The organism is Paracoccus sp. PAR01 (assembly GCF_014851995.1).
In the GTDB taxonomy this organism is placed as follows: Bacteria; Pseudomonadota; Alphaproteobacteria; order Rhodobacterales; family Rhodobacteraceae; genus Paracoccus; species Paracoccus litorisediminis.
On record NZ_JACVAW010000008.1, the window covers coordinates 162355 to 185642 of the forward strand.

Sequence of the window (23288 nt, forward strand, 5' to 3'; positions counted from 1 at the left end):
CGGGTCTCATTCTTCAGATTTCGACGGTGGCGGCTTTGGCGGAGGCGATAACGGTCGGACGGTCCAGCTTGCCGCTGGCAGTGCGGGGCATGGCGCCGGGCCATGAATGGATGCGCTGAGGCCGCATATAGTTCGGCATGGCGCGCGTGCAATGCTGCAGCAACGCTTCCTCGGCACCATTGGGCAGATAGCTGACCACGGCATGCACCGCCTGACCCAGCGAGGGATGTTCGATCCCGAAGGCCACGACATCGCCCACCAGCCCGCTGCTGGACAAGGCATCCTCGACCTCGGTCGGGGACAGTCGGAAGCCCATGGTCTTGATCATCTCATCCATGCGACTGACGAACCACATATCGCCGTCCTCGTCCAGTCGCACCAGATCGCCGGAATAGACGACGGGCTCATCCCCGATCAGATGGCGAAGTTCGGGACAGGGACGGATCTTTTGCGCGGTGAATTCGGGGCGTTCCCAATAGCCCATGCTGACAAGGGGACCTGCATGGACCAATTCGCCCTGTTCACCCGGCCCGGCGATGCCCACCCCATGCCTGATCGCAAAGACCCGCGCATTGGGGATCTGCTGGCCGATCGAACCCATCTTCTGCGTGAAGCGCGATGGCGGCAGATAGGTCGAGCGAAAAGCCTCGGTCAGGCCATACATCAGGTAGATGTCGACGTCCGGGAATACCGTGGGCAGCAGCTCAAGGATATTCGGCGGGATTTTCCCACCGGTATTGGTAATCCGGCGCAATGAGGGCAGCTCGACCGGGTTGTCATCAAGGAAGCGGACGATCTCATTCCACAGGGGCGGCACGCCGGCGATGCCGGTCACGCTTTCATCGCGCGCCATGCGGATGATCTCGGCGGGCAGGGTGACGGGCTGATGCACAACCGTGCCGCCCTTCAGCAGCATGGTGGTCAGCTGGTTCAGCCCGGCATCAAAGCTGTAGGGCAGCACCGAAAGCAACCGGTCCCGCGGGGTCAGGCCCAGATATTCCGCGACAGAAACCGCACCCGCGCGGATATTGCGATGGCTGAGCATCACCCCCTTGGGCTGCCCGGTCGAGCCCGAGGTATAGATGATCATCGCAAGCTGGCCCGGATCCAGATCATACGCCGCCACGCCACTGTCATCGGGCAGGGCGGCCCATGTATCTGCACCTTGCGGGGCCTCGGCCCCTTGGACCAGGAATGACATTTCGTCGGGCAATTCATCCGCGCTGTTCAATGAGGCGCGGGTCAGGATCGCGGCCCGTGCCCGGCAGTCGCGGGCGACATAGGCCAGTTGATGGCCGGTCCAGCGGTTGTTGACGTTGACCACCACCGCGCCGATCTTCCAGGCGCCGAACATGGCCGCAACCTCGTCGATGCCCTTGCGCAGATGGACGATCACCCGGTCGCCGGGCTGAATGCCGCTATGGGTTAGCCAGTCCGCCACGCGACCCGCCTCAGCCACCAACGCGGCATAAGAGACACGGCGATCCCGGTCGATGGCGGCTATCTTGTCGGCGCTGCCGGGCAGGTTGTCGGCCAACAGACGCCACATGCTGACGTCGAACAGGGCCGAGTCGTCTGGATCAGCCATTGCCGCCCGCCTGTTTCATCCGCGCCAGATTGGGAAGGCTGGGATAGATCTTGGCCGGCGATCCGACCACGACCGAATCCGAGGGCACATCGGTCGAGACTGCCGTATTCGGCCCGATCCGAACCCGATCCCCGATCTTGATCGGCCCAAGCACCGTCGAGTTCACCCCGATAAACACATCGTCCCCGATGACCGGAGCCTGTCCGCGCATATTCGTGCCGATGGTGACGTTATGCATCACCCCGCAGCGGTCCCCGATCACCACGTCGGGATGGATCGAAAGCGACCCTTCCGCATGGATGATATGGAAATCCTTGCCCAGTTGGACATTCGGCGGAATCCAGACCTTGGTTATGTTCAGGATGAAGACCCTGAAAAAACCATAGACCTTGTTGGCCAGCCAGCGCGCCACCGGATTGCGCCGATGAATGGCCCAACGGCCCCAGCGGTGAATTGCCAAGGAAACAAAGGCCGGCTCGGTCAGGGACCGGCCGTGACGAATATAGTCCCCTCGAATTTCTTCAAACAATGTCATCATGATCACTCAAGAGTGAGCCGAAAAAGGGCAGGCGACTCCATGATTGCCGGGGCTTGATGCAATCTCAACCTGTCCATTCAGACCATTCTACATTTTCAACGAATATAGTTGCCATTGTGCAGGGTTATTTTCGGCATTTCCGCTGCTATTGGACCAATGGTGAAATGGCTGTGGTCAGCCAGCTTGCAATCAGATCGTGATCCCCGGCCGAGGGATGCCAGAAACAGGCGCTGCGATCCAGCTTGGGCAAGGTGATCAGCACAGCCTGCTGACCGTCGGCCTTCAGCGCGGTCTCGGCCTGCTGATAGGGCACCAGAAGCGGCTTGCCATATTCGCCAAAGGCCAGCAGCACCTGAATTGCGCCCGGATTTTCGCGTACACGATCCCGCAGGAAGGCAATCAACGCCGCCGCGAAATCCCGGCTGAGCGCCTCGTGATCCGCCCAAGGCTCGGACTCGGTAAAGCTGGACCCGAAATCGTTCGAGCCCAGCGCCGTCACCACGATATCAGCCGGTCGGTCGGCCAGCCTGCCCGCCGCCGGGTCACTGGGCAGGGCCAGAGGATAGCGCGTCGTCATGGTCGATTGCGGCGTCACGCCCTCGTAATTGCGCACCAGTCCGATTCCCGACCGCGCGATCATGCGAAAATCCGCATCCAGCGCCTCAGCAACCTTTGGTCCGAAGCTGCGACTGGTATCGGTGGCGGAAAACACCTCATCCTCGGTGCAGTCGCGGCGCAGGGCGGTATTGGCGAAACCGACCGTATCCGAATCGCCGATGAACTCGATCAGGCGGGGACGTGCGCGGGGCGCAGGCAGCGCCTCGCTGTCGCCATCGATCAGTATCCCGCCAAAGCTTGTAGGCATCGAGGATTCGCTGATCTTCTCGACCCGGATATGGTGCGCGCCCGCTGTCAGCCCGCGAATGCGCAGATCGTTCACGCCCGGTCGCGACAATTCGATCATGCCCGAGCGCCCATTGTCGATCAGCACCCGCCAGCGGTTGACGTTATCCTCGAAGCGAACGGAAACCGCTGTCCCTATGAACTGCGCCTCGGCGTGAAAACCCGGCCATTCCTGCAAAAGCGCGCCCTTGGCCCCGTTCGAAGCCCGCCCGGTGACCAGCAAGGGCAGGGGCTTCAATCCTTCCTGCAGGGGAACCAGATCGGCGTAGAACATCACCCGGTCCTCTCCGCGCACCGAGACGAGTTGGGGCACGGGCACATGTGGGCGCGCAGGTTCCGGCCATGCCCAAAGCAGCAGTGCCGCGACTGCCGGAACGACAATGGACAGAACTGCAAGCTCTCTGACAAGCACGATGGGGACCGTTCTCCGCCCTCCTGAAACCTGCGAATGATCCGCCCGGCAGGCCTTTGCGTCCAGATCTCCAATTCGACAGGTTAATGAGACAAAAAACCCGCTGCCGGTTGCGCGGCAGCGGGTTTCTTCGTTTCTTAAATACCCAAATCCGGCGCCTGCAAGATGGCAGGCGCGGGGATCAGAACGCCGCGTCGAAGACCGGCTGGTAGATTTCCTTCAGGCGCAGAATGGCTTCCTGAGGCGACATCTCTACCGACTCGCCCGTGCGGCGCGAGGTCAGTTCGACCTTGTTGTTGGCGATGCCGCGCGGACCGACGGTGATCCGCCAGGGCAGCCCGATCAGGTCCATGGTCGCGAATTTCGCGCCCGCGCGCTCGTCGCGGTCGTCGTAAAGCGCGTCCAGCCCCTGCGTCTTCAGCTCGGCATAAAGGGCCTCGCAGGCGCTGTTGGTGGCCACATCGCCCTGTTTCAGGTTGACGATGCCGACATGGAAGGGGGTCACGCCCTCGGGCCAGATGATGCCCTTGTCGTCATGGCTGGCCTCGATGATCGCACCCAGCAGACGCGAGACGCCGATGCCGTGGCTGCCCATCTCGACCGGGACGCGGTTGCCTTCCGGGCCGACGACGGTCGCGCCCATGGCTTCCGAATATTTGGTGCCAAAATAGAAGATCTGGCCGACTTCGATGCCGCGTGCGGTGCGGCGGCGTTCCTCGGGGACCTCGGCAAAGATCGCCTCGTCATGGGTCTCGTCGGTGCGGGCGTAGCGGCTGGTGAATTCCTCCAGCACGGCCTGACAGGCCTCGACGCTGTCATAGTCGATCTCGCGGCCGCCGAACTTCAGATCGGTGATCTCGCTGTCATAGAAGACCTCGGATTCGCCGGTCTCGGCCAGAACAAGGAATTCATGGGTGTAATCGCCACCGATCGGGCCGCCATCGGCGCGCATCGGAATGGCTTGCAGGCCCATACGCTCATAGGTGCGCAGGTAGCTGACCAGATGGCGGTTATAGGCATGCAGGGCCGCGTCGCGATCCAGATCGAAGTTGTAGCCGTCCTTCATCAGGAACTCGCGGCCACGCATCACGCCGAAACGCGGGCGCATCTCGTCGCGGAACTTCCACTGGATGTGGTACAGCGTCAGCGGCAGGTCCTTGTACGAGGACACATGGCTGCGGAACACGTCCGTGACCATTTCCTCGTTGGTGGGACCGTAAAGCAGGTCGCGCTTGTGGCGGTCCTTGATGCGCAGCATCTCGTCGCCGTAATCGTCATAGCGGCCGCTTTCGCGCCACAGGTCGGCCGATTGCAGCGTCGGCATCAGCATCGGGATGTGACCGGCGCGCTGCTGTTCCTCATGCACGATCGCTTGGATGCGGTTCAGCACCTTGAAGCCCAGCGGTAGCCACGAATAGATGCCCGCCGCCTGCTGCTTGATCATGCCGGCGCGCAACATCAGCCGGTGGCTGACGATCTGGGCCTCCTTGGGATCTTCCTTCAGAACGGGCATGAAATAGCGCGACAGACGCATGGTTATATCCTCATGTTGGCGAGCGTGGAGTTACCGCAGCACGCCTGACGGGGCAACCTTCCTTGCAAGCTGCGTCAGGACGTTCCAAATAGTCGGTGACGCGGGGTTACGGAGTGATCGCCCATGAGGCTGCCGGCTCAGAAGCAGGTATGGTACTGGAGCGTGGCGCTTTTCGCGCTGCTGATGATCCTGTGGACCCTTGGAAATGCCATCCTGCCTTTCATCCTTGGCGCAGGCGTGGCCTATCTGCTGGACCCGGTTGCGGATCGGTTGGAACGCATGGGCCTGTCGCGGACGCTGTCCGTGGTGGTCATTACGTTGATCGTCGCCCTGACCGTGGTCGTGGCGTTTCTGGTCGTCGTGCCGGTGCTGGTGCGCCAGACCAACGCGCTGATCAACACCGCCCCGGAAATGGCCGAGCAGTTGCAGCGTTTCCTGATGAACCGCTTCCCGCAGGTCTTTACCGAGGGCAGTACGTTGAACACCGCTCTGACCGACGCGGCCAAGAACATCAGCGCCAAGGGTGGTCAGCTGGTCAGCACGGTGCTGGGCTCGGTCATGGGCGTGGTCAGCATGCTGGCGCTGATCGTCATCGTGCCGGTCGTGGCCTTCTACTTGCTGCTGGACTGGGACCACATGGTCGCCCGTCTGGACGAACTTCTGCCGCGTGAACATGCCCCGACCATCCGCCGCCTTGCGCATGAGATCGACACAGCCTTGTCGGGATTCGTGCGCGGGCAGGGCGTGGTGATCCTGATTCTTGGCACGTTCTATTCCGTCGGGCTGGGGCTGGTCGGCCTGCCATTCGGCATCGCGATCGGGGTAATGGCGGCCTCGCTGTCGTTCATTCCCTATGTCGGCGTGGTGATCGGCGGCGCAACGGCCATCGGGGTCGCACTGTTCAGCTTCTGGGGCGAGCCGGTCTGGATCGCCGCCGTCGTGGTGATCTTTGCCGTCGGCCAGATGCTTGAGGGCAACTATCTGCAACCCAAGATCGTCGGCGGCAGCGTCGGTCTGCATCCGGTCTGGCTGATGCTGGCCTTGACGGTCTTCGGCTCTCTTTTCGGTTTCGTCGGGCTGCTGGTCGCGGTGCCGATGGCGGCGGGTCTGGGCGTGCTGGTGCGCTATGCCGTCAACCGCTACAAGCAAAGCGCGATTTATACCGGGCGCGAGGTTCCGGCCCCGCCACCGCCGCCGACCCTGATCGAGATCGTGCCGCGCGGCACGGTCGAACATGAACGGCGCCGGGCGGAACTGTCCCATGACCGCCGCGTCGCCGAACTGCGCCGCCAAGAGGAACTGGCCGGACTGCTTGAGGAGCATCAGGACCGTGCGCGCAAGACCAAGTCCACCACTCGCCCCGAGGGCCCGCCTTCGCCCGCCGAACTTCACCGTGAGGCGCGCGAGCACGATCACGACAAGACCGGGAAAGGGTAGAAGGTCATTGGATCGCCAGTTGGCTCTGGACCTGACCATTCCCCCCGCGCTGTCGCGGGATGATTTCCTGACGACGGCGGCCAATCGCGATGCCCTGGCCATGCTGGACGGCCCGAATCTGTGGCCGCAGGGCCGGTTGCTGCTGATCGGCGGCGCAGGGGCGGGCAAATCGCATCTGGCGCGGTTCTGGGCTGATGAAAATGGCGCGAGGGTGATCCGCGCCGCCACCATCTCTCCCGCCGGGGTGGATGCGCTTCTGGGCTGGGGCGGCGCGTTGGTCGTTGAAAATGCCCATGAGATCGCCGGGATCTCGGAAGCCGAGGACGCGCTGTTTCATCTGTGGAACCTTGCGGGCGCACGCCGGGCGCTGCTGCTGATCACCGCGCGGATGCCGCCTCGCGACTGGGGCATCCGGCTGCCCGATCTGCTGTCGCGGCTGGAATCGGCGGCGCAGGCGGTACTGGGTCCGCCCGATGACGCGCTGCTGCCCGCGGTGCTGGTCAAGCTGTTCGCGGATCGCCAGATTCAGGTCGCGCCCGATGTCGTCGACTGGCTGGCCGTGCGGATGGAGCGCGATCTTGGCCTTGCCCGCCACCTTGTCGCCGCGATCGACCGCAAGTCGCTGGCCGACCGCCGCCCTGTCACCCGCCGCCTTGCGGCCGAGCTTCTGGACAAGCTTTCGCCCCCTGACCATACCCCTGCAATGCCTTCCGCAAGTTGAGACCCATGACCCAGGCCGATTTTCTGCGTAACCCGTTCCCCACCCCCCGCGAGCTTGTCGATGGCACGCCCGAGGGCCCGGCCCGGTTCTTCAACCGCGAGATCAGCTGGCTCAGCTTCAACTGGCGGGTTCTGGACGAGGCGCGAAATCCGCGTGTTCCCTTGCTGGAACGGCTACGCTTTCTGTCGATCTCGGCGACCAACCTTGATGAATTCTACACGGTCCGCGTTGCGGGCCTGCGCGAGTTGGTACGAGAGGGGAATGCGACCATCTCGGATGACGGGTTGACGGCGGCCGAGCAACTGGCGCTGGTCAATGCCGATGCGCGCCGCTTGATGGGGGCGCAGCAGGCGGTCTGGAACGGTCTGCGCCGCGAGATGGAACTGGCCGAGATCACCATCCTGTCGCGCACCCGCGTCACCCGCGCCGAGGAAGAATTCCTGCGCCGCTATTTCGTCGAACAGGTGTTTCCGATCCTGTCGCCCTTGGCCATCGACCCGGCGCACCCGTTCCCGTTCATCCCGAACCTTGGTTTCTCGCTGGCGGTCGAACTCGCGCGGGAAAGCGACGGGCGGCAGATGCAGGCGCTGCTGCCGATTCCCCAGCAGATCGCGCGTTTCGTGGCGCTGCCGGGCGGCAAGCGCTTCCTGCGGCTGGAAGACCTGCTGCTGATGCATCTGCCCAGTCTTTTCCCCGGCTATCGCGACATCGGCCATTGCAACTTCCGCGTCTTGCGCGACAGCGACCTTGAGGTCGAGGAAGAGGCCGAGGACCTGGTCCGCGAGTTCGAAACCGCGCTGAAGCGCCGCCGCCGCGGCTCGGTCATCCGGCTCAAGATCACGGCGGGCGCGCCCGACCGGATGCGCCGCCTGATCATGCAGGAACTGGATGTCGCCCCCGAGGAGGTGGTCGAGGTCGAGGGACTGCTGGGCATGGCCGACCTGCGCGAACTGGTGCTGGACACGCGCCGCGAGCTGCAATGGCCGGCGTTCTCGCCCCGTGTGCCGGAACGCGTGCAGGACCATGACGGCAACATGTTCGCGGCGATGCGGCAAAAGGACATGCTGCTGCACCACCCCTATGAGACTTTCGACATGGTGGTGCGCTTCCTCAATCAGGCGGCGGTCGATCCGAATGTGGTGGCGATCAAGCAGACGCTTTACCGCACCTCGCGCGACAGCCCGATCGTGGACGCGCTTTGCGAGGCGGCCGAGGCCGGAAAGTCCGTGACCGCCTTGGTCGAGTTGAAGGCCCGTTTCGATGAGGCCGCGAACATCCGTCAGTCGCGGCGGCTGGAGCGGTCGGGCGCGCATGTCGTCTATGGCTTCATGCAGTATAAAACCCATGCCAAAATCAGCACGGTCGTCCGGCGCGAGGGCGATCAACTGGTCACCTATACCCATTTCGGGACCGGCAACTATCACCCGATCACCGCGCGGATCTATACCGACCTGTCGCTGTTCACCTGCGATGCGGCGCTGGGGCGCGATGCGTCTAAGGTGTTCAATTTCCTGTCCGGTTACGTGCAGCCCGACGGGCTGGAAAACCTTGCCATTTCGCCCATCGACCTCAAGGACACCTTGTTGGAACTGATCGGACGCGAGGCGGAATTTGCCCGCCGTGGTCGCCCCGCCGAGATCTGGGCCAAGATGAACAGCCTGATCGACAAGGAGGTGATCGAGGCGCTTTACGATGCAAGCCAGGCTGGCGTCCGCATCAACCTTGTCATTCGCGGAATTTGCGGATTACGACCTGGTATCAAAGGCTTGTCGGATAATATTCGCGTAAAATCTATCGTCGGACGTTTCCTTGAGCATTCGCGCATCGTCTGTTTCGGCAATGGCCATGGCCTGCCCTCGAAAAAGGCGCGGGTGTTCATCAGTTCCGCCGACTGGATGGGCCGCAACCTGAACCGCCGGGTCGAGGCGCTGGTCGAGTGCATCAACGATACGGTCAAGGCCCAGATCACCAGCCAGATCATGGCCGCGAACATGGCGGATGAGGCGCAAAGCTGGCTGCTGCAACCCGATGGGCGCTATCTGCGTTACCTGCCGGCCGGACGCGACGACCTGTTCAACTGTCACAAGTTCTTCATGGAAAATCCTTCTCTTTCGGGTCGCGGAACCAAGGGCGCCAAGGATGTCCCCGCGCTCACCCATTCGGAGGATTGACGGGAAATGGTTAATGGACCATCCATCCCCTGCCGCCTGCAACCGGCAGCGCCATCGAAAGGAACCCGATGAACGGCATCACGACCGCAAGCGGAGAAACCATCGAGCCCTTCGGCCGCTCACTTTTCGACCGGCTGTCGGAACGGGCGTTAAGCCGGGTGGGCGTGGTCGATGTCGGCTCGAACTCGATCCGCATGGTGGTGTTCGACGGGGCCGCGCGGTCTCCGGCCTATTTCTACAACGAAAAGGTCATGGCGGGTCTGGGGCAAGGGCTGGCTGAAACCGGCAGGCTGAATCCCGAGGGCGCGCGTCGCGGCATGGCGGCGCTGAAGCGCTTTGCCGCCTTGGCCGATGGCATGGGGATCAAGCCCCTGACCTGCGTGGCCACCGCTGCCGTGCGCGAGGCCGAGGACGGCCCCGAGTTCCGCCGCGAGGTCGAGCGCCAGACCGGATTGAAACTGTGGGTCATCGAAGGCGAGGAAGAAGCCCGGCTGTCCGCGCAGGGCGTGCTGCTGGGTTGGCCCGATGCCAAGGGGCTGGTCTGCGACATCGGTGGCAACTCGATGGAGTTGGCCGAACTGTCCGACGGCAAGGTCGGCAAGCGGATCAGCACACCTTTGGGGCCGTTCCGGCTGCAACAGATCAAGGGCGGCCCGTCGGGGCTGCGCGACCATATCCGCAAGATCATTCAGGACGCGGCTGAGAAAATGGGCACGGGCCATGATCAGATCTATCTGGTCGGCGGCTCGTGGCGGGCGATCGCGCGGCTGGACATGGAGCGGGCGAAATACCCGATGACCGTGCTGCACGAATACCGCATGACCCCGCAGGGCGTGCTGGATACCGTGGACTGGATCGGCAAGCAGAACCTTGGCGATCTGCGCGGCAAGCTGGGGATTTCCTCAAGCCGGATGGAGTTGGTGCCACTGGCCAGCCAGGTGCTGCGCGAGCTGGTGCAGATCTTTGCCCCGCAATCGCTGGCCGTGTCCTCCTATGGCATCCGCGAGGGGCTGCTTTACGAACAGATGCCGGAAAGCCTGCGCTCGCGTGATCCGCTGATCGAGGCGGCGCGCTTTGCCGAACGGCAGATGGCCCGCGTGCCGGGCTTTGGCAAGCGGCTGTACCAATTCCTTGATCCGATCTTCAAGGACGCCGATCCTGCGCTGGACCGTCTGATCCGGGCCGCCTGCCTGCTGCATGACACGACATGGCGCACGCATCCTGATTACCGCGCCGATGCCTGTTTCGACAATGTGACCCGCGCCAATATGGCGGCGCTGTCGCATTCCGAACGGGTTTTCCTTGGCCTTGCGCTGCTGCACCGCTACCGCAACAGCCGGGCGAATGCCGCGATGGCGCCGCTTTTCGGCCTGCTTGACGACGCCCAGATCCGCAATGCCGAGGTGCTGGGCAAGGCCATGCGTTTCGGCGCGATGTTCTCGATCAAGGACCCGGCCGAGGCGGGCAAGCTGAAATATTCGGCCAAGAAAAAGGCCTTGGAGTTGCGCCTGACCGATACCGGACAGGCGCTGATGGGTGAGGTGGCCTTGGCGCGTTTCAATTCGCTGGCCGCGGCGCTGGGGGCGGAACCTCTGGTGGTTGAACCCGCTCTCTGACCGGATTTGGGGGCTTCAGTGCCCCCAGGTCCGTTCCAGCACGCCGATCCAGTTGCGATACGCGATCTTTTCGACCAGTTCCTGACCATAGCCGTGATCCAGCATCGCCTGGATCAGGTTCTGCTGCTTTGAGGCATCGGACAGGTCCTCGGGCATCTGCGCGCCGTCGAAATCCGACCCCAGCGCCACGCCGTCTTCGCCAAGGAAGCTCAGCAGGTGGTCCAGATGGCGCAGTACGATGTCGAAGCCATGAATCGGATCGCGCAGGCCCTGCGGATGCAGGAAGCCAACCGCGTAGTTCAGCCCGACCAGCCCCTTGCTGTCCGCGATTACCTGCAACTGGCGGTCGGTCAGGTTGCGGGTGCTGGGCGCGACGGCATGGGCGCAGCTATGGCTGGCAACCAGCGGTGCGTCGGAAAGCGCCGAAATATCGTCAAAACCCTTCTCATTCAGATGCGACAGGTCCAGCATGATCCGCAGCGAGTTGCATTCGCGCACCAGTTGCTTGCCGGCATCGGTCAGGCCGGCGCCGGTATCGGGCGAGCCGGGGAAGGCAAAGGGCACGCCATGCGCATAGCGCGTCGGCCGCGACCAGACCGGCCCCAGCGAGCGCAGGCCCATCGCGTGCCACAGATGCAGCGCGTCCATGTCGGCGATCGGCTCGGCCCCTTCGATATGCAGGATCGCGGCGATCTTGCCCTCGGCCATGGCGGCGCGGATATCGGCGGCGCTGCGGCAGATCTTGAGCGTGCCCGTGCGCTCCATCGCCATCAGCTGACCGGCCTGAGCCAGCGCGCGGGGCAGGGAATCGGCGTTCGAGACCTCATCGGGCAGGGGCAGGGCGAAGGGCGGGTTCGCCTTCATCACCGCTGCCGCGGCGTCGTCCTCGGAATCGGGCGAGGGGGTCCAGATGGCAAAGAACCCGCCCGCGACACCGCCCGCCTGCATGCGCGGCAGGTCCAGATGGCCGGTGCCGTCGCCCTTGCTCCACAGGCGGTCGCGGCCCGCGCCGGCATCGACCATGCGTTGCAGAAAATCATTATGCCCGTCAAATACCGGAATCATATGGCTGTCTCCTAAGTCTGGGCCGCACCATGCGCCCGATGCAAAAGACCTTCAACCGGGGCCAATTCGGCGTAAGCTGGATGTGAGCGAGGTGAGGAGGCCCAGCCATGACGAAGATCGCCAAGGATTTCCCCGGACAGACGGTGATCTGCACCTTTGAGGTGACACCCGGAACAGCGCATGACGTGATCGATGCCCTGAACGCCGCCTATGACGAGGTGATCAGCCGCCAGCCGGGATATGTCTCGGGGGCGGTCCATCTGAACGATGCCCAGACCCGGATCGCGACCTATTCGCAGTGGCGCGACCGGCGCGATTATCAGGCCATGCTGCGCAGCGCCGAGATGCGCGAGCGCAACCGCAGCATCAATGCCATGTGCCGCCATTTTGAGCCGGTCATGTACGAGGTTATCGAAACCTGGCAGGTTCGCGGCAGCAGCGATGCTGCAACTGCGAATTAGTCGTGCATTGCAGCGATACTGCCCCTAGTCTGGGCCAAACCGGCTGGGACGAGGGGGCGGATCATGACGGGGCGCATCATCACCGTTGCACAGCAAAAGGGCGGATCGGGTAAAACCACGATCGCGGTGAACCTTGCTGTCTCGCTGCGCGCACGGGGGCATAGTGTCGCCCTGCTGGATACCGATCCACAGGGCAGCATGGGCCGCTGGTTCCTTGAGCGGCTGGACCGGGTGGGCGAGGATGAGTTGCTGGAATTCAGCACCTCCTCGGCCTGGGGGGCCAGCTACGAATCGGAAAAGCTGAAGAAGCGCTTCGATTTCGTCATTATCGACACGCCGCCCAAGATCGACAGCGACCTGCGCCCGGCGCTGCGCGTGGCCAATCTGGTCGTGGTCCCCGTCGCCGCGAGCCAGGTGGACCTGTGGGCGACCGAGGGCGTGCTGGACCTTGCCCGGCGCGAGAAATGCGAGACGCTGATCGTCCTGAACCGCACCCGCCCGAACACGCGACTGGCAGCCGACATCGCCAGCAAGGCCACCGAACTGGGGGCCGAGGTTGCCGCCGCGCAGGTTGCCAACCGCGTCGCCTATGCCGAGACGCTGGGCATTGGTCTTGGCGCGCCGGATGGCTCGCGCAATCCGACCGCGAAATCCGAAATCGAGGCTCTGACCGACGAAATCCTGACCTGGATGGCCTGATTTCACGCGATTTTCCGCCGCTTTCAGCAGCAGCCTTGAAGTGTCGGAAACTTTTGTCCCGATGCCACGTTCCGCCACGGTCCCGTCAAAGAGGAAATGTCCATGCAGCCCGCATTTCGTGCCGTCATCGTCCTTCCGCTTTTGCTTGCGGCCTGCGTGCCAGAAATTAAGGAAACCGAAGCCGCCCCGCCGCCGCGGCTCGAGGATGACAGCTGCGGCGCCAACAATTTCGTGCATCTGATCGGTCAGACCGCACCGGTGATCACGGTTCCGGCGAACACGCCTTTCCGCAAATTCACCACCGGCGACCCGCTGACCATGGATTACAACATGAAGCGGCTGAATTTCGAACATGACAAGACCGGCAAGCTGGTCCGTGTCAGCTGCGGCTAGCGCGAGCGTTTTGAGCGCTTGTTGCCGCCGCGCTGGCCCGCACGGCCCGCCGTCGAACGACCCGAGGCCTTGACCGCTTCCTCGGCCGCCTCCTCAATGGCGGATTGACGGGCAAGGGGGTCGTCCGCAACGGCCAGCTCGACGGCTTCGAGCCGCTTCACCTCGTCGCGCAGCCGCGCGGCTTCCTCGAATTCCAGATTCTCGGCGGCTTTGCGCATCTGCGCGCGCAGCCCGTCCAGATGCGCGGCAAGGTTCGGGCCGACCATCGGCGTGTCGACCTTGGCGGTGACGCGGGACTGGTCGGTGTCGCCTTGCCACAGACCGGCCAGCACGTCCTCGACATTCTTGCGCACGGTCTGGGGGGTGATGCCATGTTCTTCGTTATAGGCGACCTGCTTGACGCGGCGGCGTTCGGTTTCAGCCATGGCGCGTTCCATGCTGCCGGTGATCCGGTCGGCATACATGATGACGCGACCCTCGGCATTGCGCGCCGCGCGGCCAATGGTCTGGATCAGTGAAGTTTCCGAACGCAGGAAGCCCTCCTTGTCGGCGTCCAGAATGGCAACTAAACCACATTCAGGAATATCAAGGCCTTCGCGCAATAAGTTGATGCCAACCAGCACGTCGAAGGCGCCCAGTCGCAGGTCGCGCAGGATCTCGATCCGCTCAATGGTGTCGATGTCGCTGTGCATGTAGCGGATGCGGATACCTTGTTCATGCAGATATTCGGTCAGATCCTCGGCCATGCGCTTGGTCAGCGTGGTGACCAAGGTGCGGTAACCGGCGGCAGCAACCTTGCGCACCTCATCGAGCAGATCGTCCACTTGCATCTCGACCGGGCGGATCTCGATCGGGGGGTCGATCAGCCCCGTCGGGCGGATGACCTGTTCGGTGAAGACGCCGCCGGTCTGGTCCATCTCCCATTGGGCGGGGGTGGCGCTGACAAAGACCGATTGCGGGCGCATCGCGTCCCATTCCTCGAATTTCAGCGGGCGGTTGTCCATGCACGAGGGCAGGCGGAAGCCATGTTCCGCAAGCGTGAATTTGCGCCGGAAGTCGCCCCGATACATGCCACCGATCTGCGGAACGGAAACGTGGGATTCATCCGCGAAAACAATAGCATTATCCGGGATAAACTCGAAAAGCGTGGGCGGCGGCTCGCCCGGTGCGCGCCCGGTCAGATAGCGGGAATAGTTCTCGATCCCGTTGCAGACGCCGGTCGCTTCCAGCATCTCGAGGTCGAAATTGGTGCGCTGTTCCAGCCGCTGGGCTTCCAGCAGTTTCCCCTCATCGGTGAACTGTTTCAAGCGGCCCAGAAGCTCGGCCTTGATGCCCTTGGTGGCCTGCTGCATCGTCGGACGCGGCGTCACATAGTGGCTGTTCGCATAGATGCGGATCTGCTTGAAACTGTCGGTCTTCTGCCCGGTCAGCGGGTCGAATTCGGTGATCGCCTCAAGCTCATTGCCGAAGAAATCGAAACGCCATGCCCGGTCTTCGAGGTGGGCGGGCCAGACCTCGACCAGATCGCCGCGCACCCGGAAGCCGCCGCGCTGGAAAGCGGCGTCAAGGCGGCGATATTGCTGGGCGACCAGCTCGGCCAGAAACTCGCGCTGATCGTAAAGCTGGCCCACGATCATGTCCTGCGTCATCGCCGAATAGGTCTCGACCGAGCCGATGCCGTAGATGCAGGAAACCGAGGCCACGATAATCACATCATCACGTTCCAGAAGCGCCCGGGTGGCCGAGTGGCGCATCCGGTCGATGGCCTCGTTGATCTGGGATTCCTTCTCGATATAGGTATCGCTGCGCGCGACATAGGCCTCGGGCTGGTAGTAGTCGTAATAGCTGACGAAATATTCGACCGCGTTGTCGGGGAAGAAGCCCTTGAACTCGCCGTAAAGCTGGGCTGCCAAGGTCTTGTTCGGGGCAAGGATGATGGCCGGGCGCTGCGTCGCCTCGATCACCTTGGCCATGGTATAGGTCTTGCCGGTACCGGTTGCGCCCAGCAGCACCTGATCGCGCTCACCCGCCGTCACGCCCTGCGACAGTTCGGCGATTGCCGTGGGCTGATCGCCCGCCGGCTGGAATTCCGACTTCATGACGAAGCGCTTGCCGCCCTCCAGCTTAGGGCGCGAGACCTCGGGGAAGCGCGTCACCGGAGCGTTGGTGTTGTTATGGCCCATCGTTTCACCCTTTGTTCCGGTGGGAATCTGGCATGCTTTGTCCCAGATGCAAGACTTCTTGGCATTAATCCCAAGGATGGGCCGCAGATCTTGATCCCGGCTGTCTCTTGTTGGATAAGACGGGCAAGCAAGAACTGAGGTTTCCGCCAATGCGCGTCCGCATCTACAAGCCTGCACGTAACGCCATGCAGTCGGGCACGGCCCGCACCAAGAACTGGGTTCTGGACTTCCCGGCCGCGGATTCGCGCGAGATCGACCCGCTGATGGGCTGGACCAGCAGCGACGACACCCAAAGCCAGGTCCGCCTGCGCTTCGAGACCCGCGAGCAGGCCGAGGATTACGCCCGCGAGAAGGGTCTGGATTTCGAGGTGATCGAGCCGCAAGCCCGCGCCCAGAACGTCCGTCCCCGCGGCTACGGCGAAAACTTCGCCACCGACCGCCGCGCCCCCTGGACGCACTGATCCGTCAATCGGACCACAGTTGCTTCCAAATCCGGTGCGCAGCAAAGGTTCCGTAAATTTCTGATATCCCGTGACCGCCCCGTTGGGCGGTCATGTTGTTTTCCGGAGAGTGCCAAGATGGCCATCGAATTCCTTGTCACCCATTCCGGCGGCTTCCATGCCGATGAGCTTCTGTCCTCGGTCATTCTGACCCGGCTGCATCCGCAGGCCCGGCTGATCCGCAGCCGCGATGCCGAATGGATCACTCCGGCTGCGGATCGGGTGATTTATGACGTTGGCCGCAATTACGACGCCGCGCGGCAGATCTTTGACCACCACCAGAAAGACGCGCCGTTGCGCGAGGACGGTCAGCCCTATTCCTCGTTTGGTCTGATCTGGCACCATTTCGGTCGCGACTATCTGCGCGCGATGGAAGTGCCGAACGTCGATATCGACGCGATTCACGCCTCATTCGAGCGTGACTTTGTGCTGCCTGTGGACCTGATGGATAATGGCGCGCTCAGCCCCTCGGCGGCAGGTCCGCTACTGGCCGACCTGACCCTGCCGATGCTGCTGGAAAGCCTGAAGCCGGTTTTCGATGACCGCACGCCTGATGCCGATGACCGCGCCTTTGACCGGGCGCTGATCGTCGCCCGCGCCTTTGTCGAGGCATCGATCGCCCGCAAGGCTGCCAAACGCCGCGCCGAAAGCATGGTTCAGGCCGCCATCGCCGCCGCAGGCGAGGGCCGCATCCTTGAGCTTCCCATGGGCATGCCCTTCCGATCGGCCGTGGTCAAAGCCGGGGCCGACCAACTGCTTTTCGTGATTCATCCGCGTGAGAGCGACTGGACCCTGACCGGCATCCGCCGCGACGAAGACGGCTTCGCGCTGCGCGCCGACCTGCCCGAAGCCTGGGCTGGCCTGACCGATGAGGCGTTGGAGGCCGCATCCGGTGTCAAGGGTGCCAAATTCTGTCACAACGGGCGGTTCATTGCGGTGGCTGAAAGCCGCGATGCGATCCTTCGGATGGCTGAGCTGGCGGTGCAGGCTGCTGAAACCCATCCAGCGGGTTAATGTTGTTGCTGACCGACCTGTGAGGGACGGGAGCACAAAACTAATCAATGGAAATCGCGGCTTGGGAACAAGCGCTTGGCCTGTTCCCGCGGGTGCCGCGCATGAGATCGGTGCCGCGCCGGGCGAGGGGTGTCATCCGCCTGTGGCGTGGTGATGCCGACCATGTGGTCCAGCGGGTGGCCCAGATCTGCAAGACGATGGGACAGATCCTCGAACCGCTCTGCAATCAGGTGAGTGACAGCACCCTGACGCTCGACCCGGCCAGAAACGCGAAGCAGACGCGCGCCCATCACGGCCCGACGGTAGCGCTCAAAGACCCGATTCCAGACGACGACATTGGACACGCCGGTTTCATCCTCAAGCGTCAGAAAAACCACTCCGGAAGCGGTGCCCGGACGTTGACGGGTGATGACCAGACCACAGACCGATATCCGGCCCACCGCCGAGGTCAGCTCTGCATGCGGTGTCAGGCCGGGAATCGAGGCGCGCAGAAGCTCCATCGGGTGGGCGCGCAGCGTCAGGCGGGTCGCGACGTAATCCTCGACCACCTCTTCGCCCAGATGCATGACCGGCAACGTAACCTGTGGTTCGTTCAGTCCTTCCCCATCGATCGGGTCGTCAAACAGCGGTAGCGGCGCGGGCGCGCGAATGGCCTGCACCGCCCATAGGGCATCGCGCCGGGGCAGGCCCATGCCGGCAAAGGCATCGGCTTCGGCCAGATGCTTCAGCGCCGCGGGTACAAGGCCGGTGCGCAGCCACAGGCTTTCCGGGTCGGGATAGCCATTGCCGCGCATGGCCGAGATCCGGACGGCATCAGCCTCGCGAAAGCCCTTGATCTGCCGTAAACCCAGCCGCAGCGCCAGTTGCCCGTCCGCGCGGCGTTCCAGCGTATTGTCCCAATCGCTGTGATTGACGCAGATGGGGCGGACCTCGATATCGTGCTCGCGGGCGTCGCGCACGATCTGGGCGGGTGCGTAAAACCCCATGGGCTGGCTGTTGAGCAAGGCACAGGCGAAAATTGCCGGATGATGGCATTTCAGCCATGACGACACGTAGGTCAGCAGGGCAAAGGCAGCTGCGTGGCTTTCTGGGAAACCGTAATCGGCAAACCCCCTGACCTGCGCACAGCAGCGCGTTGCGAAGTCAGGATCGTACCCGTTCTTGATCATGCCATCGATGAACTGCCGTTCGAACTTGTGAACCGTGCCCAAATTGCGAAACGAGGCCAAAGAACGCCGCAACCGGTCGGCATCCTCGGGGGAAAACCCTGCGGCGACCACGGCGATCCGCATGGCCTGTTCCTGAAACAGCGGAACGCCAAGCGTCTTGTGCAGCACCTCCTCCATTTCGGGCGAGGGGTAGCTGACCGGTTCGATTCCCTGACGCCGCCTGATATAGGGTTGGACCATGCCCCCCTGAATCGGACCCGGACGCACGATGGCGACCTCGATCACCAGGTCGTAGAATGTCCTGGGCTGCATTCGCGGCAGGAAATTCATCTGTGCCCGGCTTTCGACCTGAAAGACGCCGATGGCATCGGCGCGGCACAGCATGTCATAGGTCGGGCTGTCCTCCGGCGGAACGGTGGCCAGACTGTGCGATATCCCCTCGTGATCGCGCAGCAGATCGAACGCCTTGCGGATGCAGGTCAGCATTCCCAAGCTGAGCACATCGACCTTGAGGATGTTCAGCGCGTCGATATCGTCCTTGTCCCATTCGATGCAGGTGCGGTCCTCCATCGCGGCATTCTCGATCGGGCAGAGTTCGTCCAACCGCCCCCGGGTGATGACGAAGCCGCCGACATGCTGGCTTAGGTGTCGCGGAAACCCGATCATGTCGCGGATCAGGGAAATCGTCTGGGCCAGTCGGCGATCGTCGGGATTCAGACCCAGCGCGCGGATCTGATCAGGATCGGCACCCTTGTTCGAGATGCCCCAGACCAGCCCCGAAAGGTTGGCCGTCACATCCTGAGACAAGCCCATGACCTTGCCGACCTCACGGATCGCGGCGCGCGAGCGGAAATGGATCACGGTGGCACAAAGCCCCGCCCGGTCCCGCGTGTATTTGCCGTAGATCCACTGGATCACTTCTTCGCGGCGCTCATGTTCGAAATCCACGTCGATGTCGGGCGGCTCACCCCGATGGCGCGAGATGAAGCGTTCGAAAACCATCTGGATCGTGTCGGGGCTGACATCGGTGATGCCAAGCGCCCAGCAGATGATCGAGTTCGCCGCCGAGCCACGTCCCTGACACAGAATGCCTTGCGATCGCGCATAGGTCACGATGTCATGGACCGTCAGGAAGTAGGGGGCGTATTTCACCTCTCCCACCAGCGTCAGTTCCTTTTCGGCCAGCTTGCGGAACCGTTCGGGCACGTTTCCCTGACAGCGGCGCAGCAGGCCTTCCTGAACCAGCCGTTCAAGCCTTGGCTGCGGCGCCTCACCATTCGCCGTTTCATCAGGATAATCATAACCTAGCTGGATCAGATCAAAGCTGCATCGCGTGGCGATTTCCAGCGTGCGGTGGATGGCGGCAGGGTATCGGTGGTAAAGCCGGGCCATCTCGGCCGGGGGTTTCAGGCGGCGTTCGGCGTTCAGCAGGGCGCGAGTCCCGATCTGGTCGATGGTGATGTGGTTGCGCATGCAGGTCAGCACATCGGCCAGCGGCCGACGGGACGCCCGGTGCATCAGCACATCGCCCACGGCCACCATTGGCGTCGATGCGGCAAGCGCCATCCGCGCACAGGCATCGAACCATGCCTGATCCGAGCCATCATAGCGCGGCGCTGCCCCCAGAAAGACATTCCGGGGATAGCAACGGCCAAGACGCTGCAACGGTATCAGGGCCTGCGCCAGATCGGCGGGCGGCACGGCGATCAGGATCATGCCCTGACAGCCCTGCTCAAGATCGGCCAGCATCAGGTGGCATTCCGCCTTTCCTGCCCGGCGCTTGCCCAGGGTCAGCAACCGCGACAGACGCGCATAGGCCGGGCGATCCATCGGCAGGGCCAGCCACTCGACCGGGCAGTCCTGCAAGACCAGTCGGGCACCGACGATCAGCTTGGGCAGCCTTGGATCGGTGGGGGCTGGCAGATCCAGCGCCTGCCCGATTTCCTGCCGTGAGCTGGGATCATGGCAAGTGCTCGAACGGACGCGCAGGGTTTCCCCGGTCTCCTTGGCCAGATCGCGCAGAGTGCTCCAAGCCCGGACGACACCGGCAAGCGAGTTGCGATCGGTAATGGCAATCGCCTTCAGACCCAGTTCGGCCGCGCGCAAGACCAGTTCCTCGGGATGCGAGGCACCGGTCAGGAAGGTAAAGTTCGTGGTGACACAAAGTTCGGCATATTGCGGCGAAGTTGCGTAGGAGGGCGCGGGACAGGACGGGGCCGGGGTCATGGAAATTCCCCCTGCACGAACCAGGCGGGGCGCTGCGGGGTGTAATACATCCACAATCGCCTTCCCTGATGCGTTTCGACACGCCAGTAATCGCGGATGCCGGATCGCCAGCCGTCATCCTCTACCCACCATTCCGGCGCGATCCGCTCGGGTCCGATGGCGCGACCGGTGCTCAGGCTCATTCGCCGCCAGCGAAACCGTTCGGGCGGGGTCGAGCCACGGGCGGTGACAGGTTCTGGCGGGAACAGCCGCAAAGGGCGCTGGCGTTGGGTCAACCAGCCCTTACGAGGCTGCGAATCCGCCACCGGAACCAGCTGGAAACTGCGCTCGGGGATGTGGCTGTCCAGAGGCTGGAAGCGCCGGATGTTATCCAGCCCGATCCGCGTGCCGATGCGGGTTATCAGATTATCCAGTTGTTCGGGCGTGGCGATATCCTGCCCGATCTGCTGCAAGGGCAGGGGTTCGACCACCGTCGCCGCAAGTCGTAGTTGGTCGATACCAAAGCCTGAGTCGACATCCTCGATCCCGCGGACAAACAGCGGCAAGATCCGGGCAGGATCGCGCATCGCTGCGGCCAAACGCAGCGGAACCGTCTGGCTGTGCTGATCCACTCGCAGCAAGGTCAGGCACAGGACCCGTGCCCCTGCCTCATGCGCCTTCAGCTTGGCGCATAAGGCCTGCAGCAACCGCTCCAGCCCCGCCATGACATCTGCGGTCAATCCGATCGGTTCGGGTAGGGTCAGGCGCACGGCATAGTGCGGTGGCTCGGTCAGGGGGGTAATCGATTCGGACTGTCGGCCAAGGGCCTGATCAAGACGGGTCAGCAATCCGGGACCAAAGCGCCGGCCCAGCGGTGCGCGGGCGGCTGCGGCAAGTGCGCCGATGCTGTTCAGACCAAAACGCTGCAAGGCGATGATGGTGTCTGGCTCGATCTGCAATGCGGCAACCGGCAAGCTGCTCAAGGCCGTCTCGCTTGCAACGGGGGCTGCGATGCCCTCGCCAAAATGGGACAGCGCCCAAGCCGCGCCGCGTCCATCGGCTAGGCCCAGCCGCACCTCGATCCCGGCACGGTCCAGACGCGCGCGCATATCGGCCAACAGCGCCTCTTCTCCGCCGAACAGATGCGCGGCACCCGAGATATCCAGCGTCAGCCCATCCGTATCCTCTATCCCGACCCAAGGGCAGTAACGCAATGCCCAACGCCGCAGGCCTGTCAGAAAACGCCGGTCGCCCACCGGATCGGCCTGCCTTGTTCGCAGATCCGAGCAATAGACGCGAGCTTCGGAAATCGTCATGCCACGATGCAGGCCCTGCGTCTCGGCCTGTCGGTTCAGATCATGAATGCGATCGGTATTGCCGTGGCGCAGGCTCAGCGCAAAGGGGGCGTCAATCGGGCACAGTCGCAGCGCCCGGTCCGTCGGCAACCGGGGAAACCACATCGAGACGATGCGTCGCTGCATTCCATCGAACATGCCACGCTCCCAAAGTTCCCTTTTTGTTCTTTATAATTTCCCACTGCATCAAAGTCGAGTCGCCCCCATCTTCGGGGTCGAAAACCGGGCTGCATCGCCAACGCGTCTCAGCCGCGTTGCTGCCCATACCTTCGGGGATCAGGCAAAGGCCGGTCGCGTTCCCAGCCTTGGCAGCAAGCTGCAATCGCCGCCCTTCACGCAGGTTCAGCGGGCGAGTTATCTCCATCACGACAAGAGCGATGGCGCCGTCCTTCAGCGCCTCTTCGGCGACGGCAAGGGTATCGGTCTGGTTCCGGGTATCCGCAACCATGAGCCGATCGGGGTCGATAAACTCTGCCAGCCCGGTCGGAAGCAGCCTTTCCATCCTCCGATCTTCGCAAATCCACAGCAACCGCCCTTTGGTCCCGGAGCAGGCAATTGCAGCAAAGACAGCCGCGCTAGGTCCGCAAGCCTCATGCACGCGTGTCGAACGTAGGGGAAGGGATGGAATGACATGCATCGAGATGAGAGGGTCCGTTGGTTCGGCTGATCGAAGTTTCGTCTGACCTGACAGTCGGTCAAGCCGTTTTGGAGGCAGGTTCCTTGCGCTTGGAGCTGAGGCTTTTGCACATTTTCCACCAAAAGCCCGATCCGTCGATCAGCTGGACCTTGCGCGCCTCAGGTTTGCGGTCGATCAGGATCTAGACACAGGTATCGCTGCCGGTGTTGTAGAATATGTCGGTCGGCAGGGCGACGATGGCCTCGACCAAATCGGAATCTAGCACATGGCGGCGGATTTCGCTTTAACCCGAGCCCGCTCCGCCGGTGAAGAGGGGTGAGCCATTCAGGACGATGCCGAAGCACGAGCCGCCTTGCGCGGTCGGGCGCATCTTGGACAGCAGGTGTATCAAGGACAGCAGCGAGCCATCATAGCCGCGGATAGCGGGGCTGAAGTGGTCGGCATGGCGTTTCCGATCATGCTCGGCGTTGACGGTCTTTTCGACCTTCTTGCGTCGCATGGGATCCGCGCTGGGATCCGGCGACGCCAAGTGTAGATCGCGCCGCGACGGAAGATGAAGTTGATGATGCCATTTCTGACCCAAAAATCACGAAGCCTCAACGGATCAACTTGTTACGCTGAGTTGGCTGGGGAGGTGGGATTCGCAGCCAATAAACATCTTATGCAGCAAACCCTGATCTTCTTCGA

At 63.0% G+C, this 23288-nt stretch carries 20 protein-coding genes; 9 read left to right on the plus strand and 11 right to left on the minus strand.

Annotation, left to right across the window (positions count from 1 at the left end; genetic code table 11):
• Window positions 1–13: 13 nt before the first annotated feature.
• From IB235_RS14230 to proS, 4 genes are all read right to left on the minus strand, one after another.
• Window positions 14–1588, minus strand: a complete 1575-nt coding sequence (locus tag IB235_RS14230) for an AMP-binding protein (protein WP_192337263.1) — start codon at window positions 1586–1588, stop codon at window positions 14–16.
• Window positions 1581–2123 carry a serine O-acetyltransferase gene (locus IB235_RS14235; RefSeq protein WP_155039805.1) on the minus strand — a complete coding sequence of 181 codons (543 nt, stop codon included), beginning with the start codon at window positions 2121–2123 and terminating at the stop codon, window positions 1581–1583. The genes IB235_RS14230 and IB235_RS14235 overlap by 8 nt, the downstream gene beginning before the upstream one ends.
• 148 nt (window positions 2124–2271) lie before the next feature.
• Window positions 2272–3441, minus strand: a complete 1170-nt coding sequence (locus IB235_RS14240) for a lipase (RefSeq protein WP_370576893.1) — start codon at window positions 3439–3441, stop codon at window positions 2272–2274.
• A 181-nt stretch (window positions 3442–3622) separates the two neighbouring features.
• The gene (proS, locus tag IB235_RS14245; protein ID WP_192337264.1) at window positions 3623–4975 is read right to left on the minus strand and encodes a proline--tRNA ligase; all 1353 of its coding nucleotides are present in this window, start codon (window positions 4973–4975) and stop codon (window positions 3623–3625) included.
• 123 nt (window positions 4976–5098) lie between these two features.
• Here proS and IB235_RS14250 point away from each other — a divergent pair, with 123 nt between their 5' ends.
• From IB235_RS14250 to IB235_RS14265, 4 genes are all read left to right on the plus strand, one after another.
• Window positions 5099–6412 (plus strand): AI-2E family transporter, encoded by a 1314-nt coding sequence (locus tag IB235_RS14250; protein WP_192337265.1) that lies wholly within the window; start codon window positions 5099–5101, stop codon window positions 6410–6412.
• 7 nt (window positions 6413–6419) lie between these two features.
• The gene (locus IB235_RS14255) at window positions 6420–7133 is read left to right on the plus strand and encodes a DnaA/Hda family protein (RefSeq protein WP_192337266.1); all 714 of its coding nucleotides are present in this window, start codon (window positions 6420–6422) and stop codon (window positions 7131–7133) included.
• A gap of 5 nt (window positions 7134–7138) precedes the next feature.
• On the plus strand, window positions 7139–9304 hold the full coding sequence (locus IB235_RS14260; RefSeq protein ID WP_192337267.1) for an RNA degradosome polyphosphate kinase: 2166 nt from the start codon (window positions 7139–7141) through the stop codon (window positions 9302–9304).
• A 68-nt stretch (window positions 9305–9372) separates the two neighbouring features.
• On the plus strand, window positions 9373–10920 hold the full coding sequence (locus tag IB235_RS14265; RefSeq protein WP_192337268.1) for a Ppx/GppA family phosphatase: 1548 nt from the start codon (window positions 9373–9375) through the stop codon (window positions 10918–10920).
• Window positions 10921–10935: 15 nt separating this feature from the next.
• On the opposite strand, the gene IB235_RS14270 is transcribed toward IB235_RS14265, so the two are convergent.
• The gene (locus tag IB235_RS14270; RefSeq protein WP_192337269.1) at window positions 10936–11985 is read right to left on the minus strand and encodes a dipeptidase; all 1050 of its coding nucleotides are present in this window, start codon (window positions 11983–11985) and stop codon (window positions 10936–10938) included.
• A gap of 107 nt (window positions 11986–12092) precedes the next feature.
• Here IB235_RS14270 and IB235_RS14275 point away from each other — a divergent pair, with 107 nt between their 5' ends.
• The 3 genes from IB235_RS14275 to IB235_RS14285 all read left to right on the plus strand — a co-directional run bounded on the left by IB235_RS14275 (window position 12093) and on the right by IB235_RS14285 (window position 13538).
• On the plus strand, window positions 12093–12446 hold the full coding sequence (locus IB235_RS14275) for an antibiotic biosynthesis monooxygenase (protein WP_155039798.1): 354 nt from the start codon (window positions 12093–12095) through the stop codon (window positions 12444–12446).
• Between the two features lie 63 nt (window positions 12447–12509).
• Window positions 12510–13145 (plus strand): ParA family partition ATPase, encoded by a 636-nt coding sequence (gene parA, locus IB235_RS14280; protein ID WP_192337270.1) that lies wholly within the window; start codon window positions 12510–12512, stop codon window positions 13143–13145.
• Window positions 13146–13247: 102 nt separating this feature from the next.
• Window positions 13248–13538, plus strand: coding sequence for an I78 family peptidase inhibitor (locus tag IB235_RS14285; RefSeq protein ID WP_192337271.1), 291 nt, complete (start codon window positions 13248–13250; stop codon window positions 13536–13538).
• Here the strand turns inward: IB235_RS14285 and uvrB are convergent.
• Window positions 13535–15721 (minus strand): excinuclease ABC subunit UvrB, encoded by a 2187-nt coding sequence (gene uvrB / locus IB235_RS14290; RefSeq protein WP_192337272.1) that lies wholly within the window; start codon window positions 15719–15721, stop codon window positions 13535–13537. The genes IB235_RS14285 and uvrB overlap by 4 nt on opposite strands.
• A 149-nt stretch (window positions 15722–15870) precedes the next feature.
• Here uvrB and IB235_RS14295 point away from each other — a divergent pair, with 149 nt between their 5' ends.
• Together IB235_RS14295 and IB235_RS14300 are read left to right on the plus strand one after the other, a co-directional pair.
• The gene (locus tag IB235_RS14295) at window positions 15871–16182 is read left to right on the plus strand and encodes an ETC complex I subunit (RefSeq protein WP_192337273.1); all 312 of its coding nucleotides are present in this window, start codon (window positions 15871–15873) and stop codon (window positions 16180–16182) included.
• Between the two features lie 117 nt (window positions 16183–16299).
• Window positions 16300–17235, plus strand: a complete 936-nt coding sequence (locus IB235_RS14300; protein WP_192337274.1) for an MYG1 family protein — start codon at window positions 16300–16302, stop codon at window positions 17233–17235.
• A 44-nt stretch (window positions 17236–17279) separates the two neighbouring features.
• On the opposite strand, the gene IB235_RS14305 is transcribed toward IB235_RS14300, so the two are convergent.
• The 5 genes from IB235_RS14305 to IB235_RS25150 form a co-directional block, all read right to left on the minus strand.
• Entirely contained in the window at window positions 17280–20630 is a 3351-nt protein-coding gene (locus IB235_RS14305; RefSeq protein WP_192337275.1) for an error-prone DNA polymerase, read from the minus strand.
• Window positions 20627–22102: a DNA polymerase Y family protein gene (locus IB235_RS14310; protein ID WP_192337276.1), complete on the minus strand. Its 1476-nt coding sequence runs from the start codon at window positions 22100–22102 to the stop codon at window positions 20627–20629. Before IB235_RS14310 ends, IB235_RS14305 begins: the two co-directional genes overlap by 4 nt.
• Window positions 22017–22466 carry an ImuA family protein gene (locus tag IB235_RS14315; protein WP_370576894.1) on the minus strand — a complete coding sequence of 150 codons (450 nt, stop codon included), beginning with the start codon at window positions 22464–22466 and terminating at the stop codon, window positions 22017–22019. Before IB235_RS14315 ends, IB235_RS14310 begins: the two co-directional genes overlap by 86 nt.
• Before the next feature lie 316 nt (window positions 22467–22782).
• Window positions 22783–22878, minus strand: a complete 96-nt coding sequence (locus IB235_RS25145; protein ID WP_370576898.1) for an N-6 DNA methylase — start codon at window positions 22876–22878, stop codon at window positions 22783–22785.
• Window positions 22879–22884: 6 nt separating this feature from the next.
• Window positions 22885–23100: a hypothetical protein gene (locus IB235_RS25150; RefSeq protein ID WP_225612325.1), complete on the minus strand. Its 216-nt coding sequence runs from the start codon at window positions 23098–23100 to the stop codon at window positions 22885–22887.
• Between the last annotated feature and the right edge of the window lie 188 nt (window positions 23101–23288).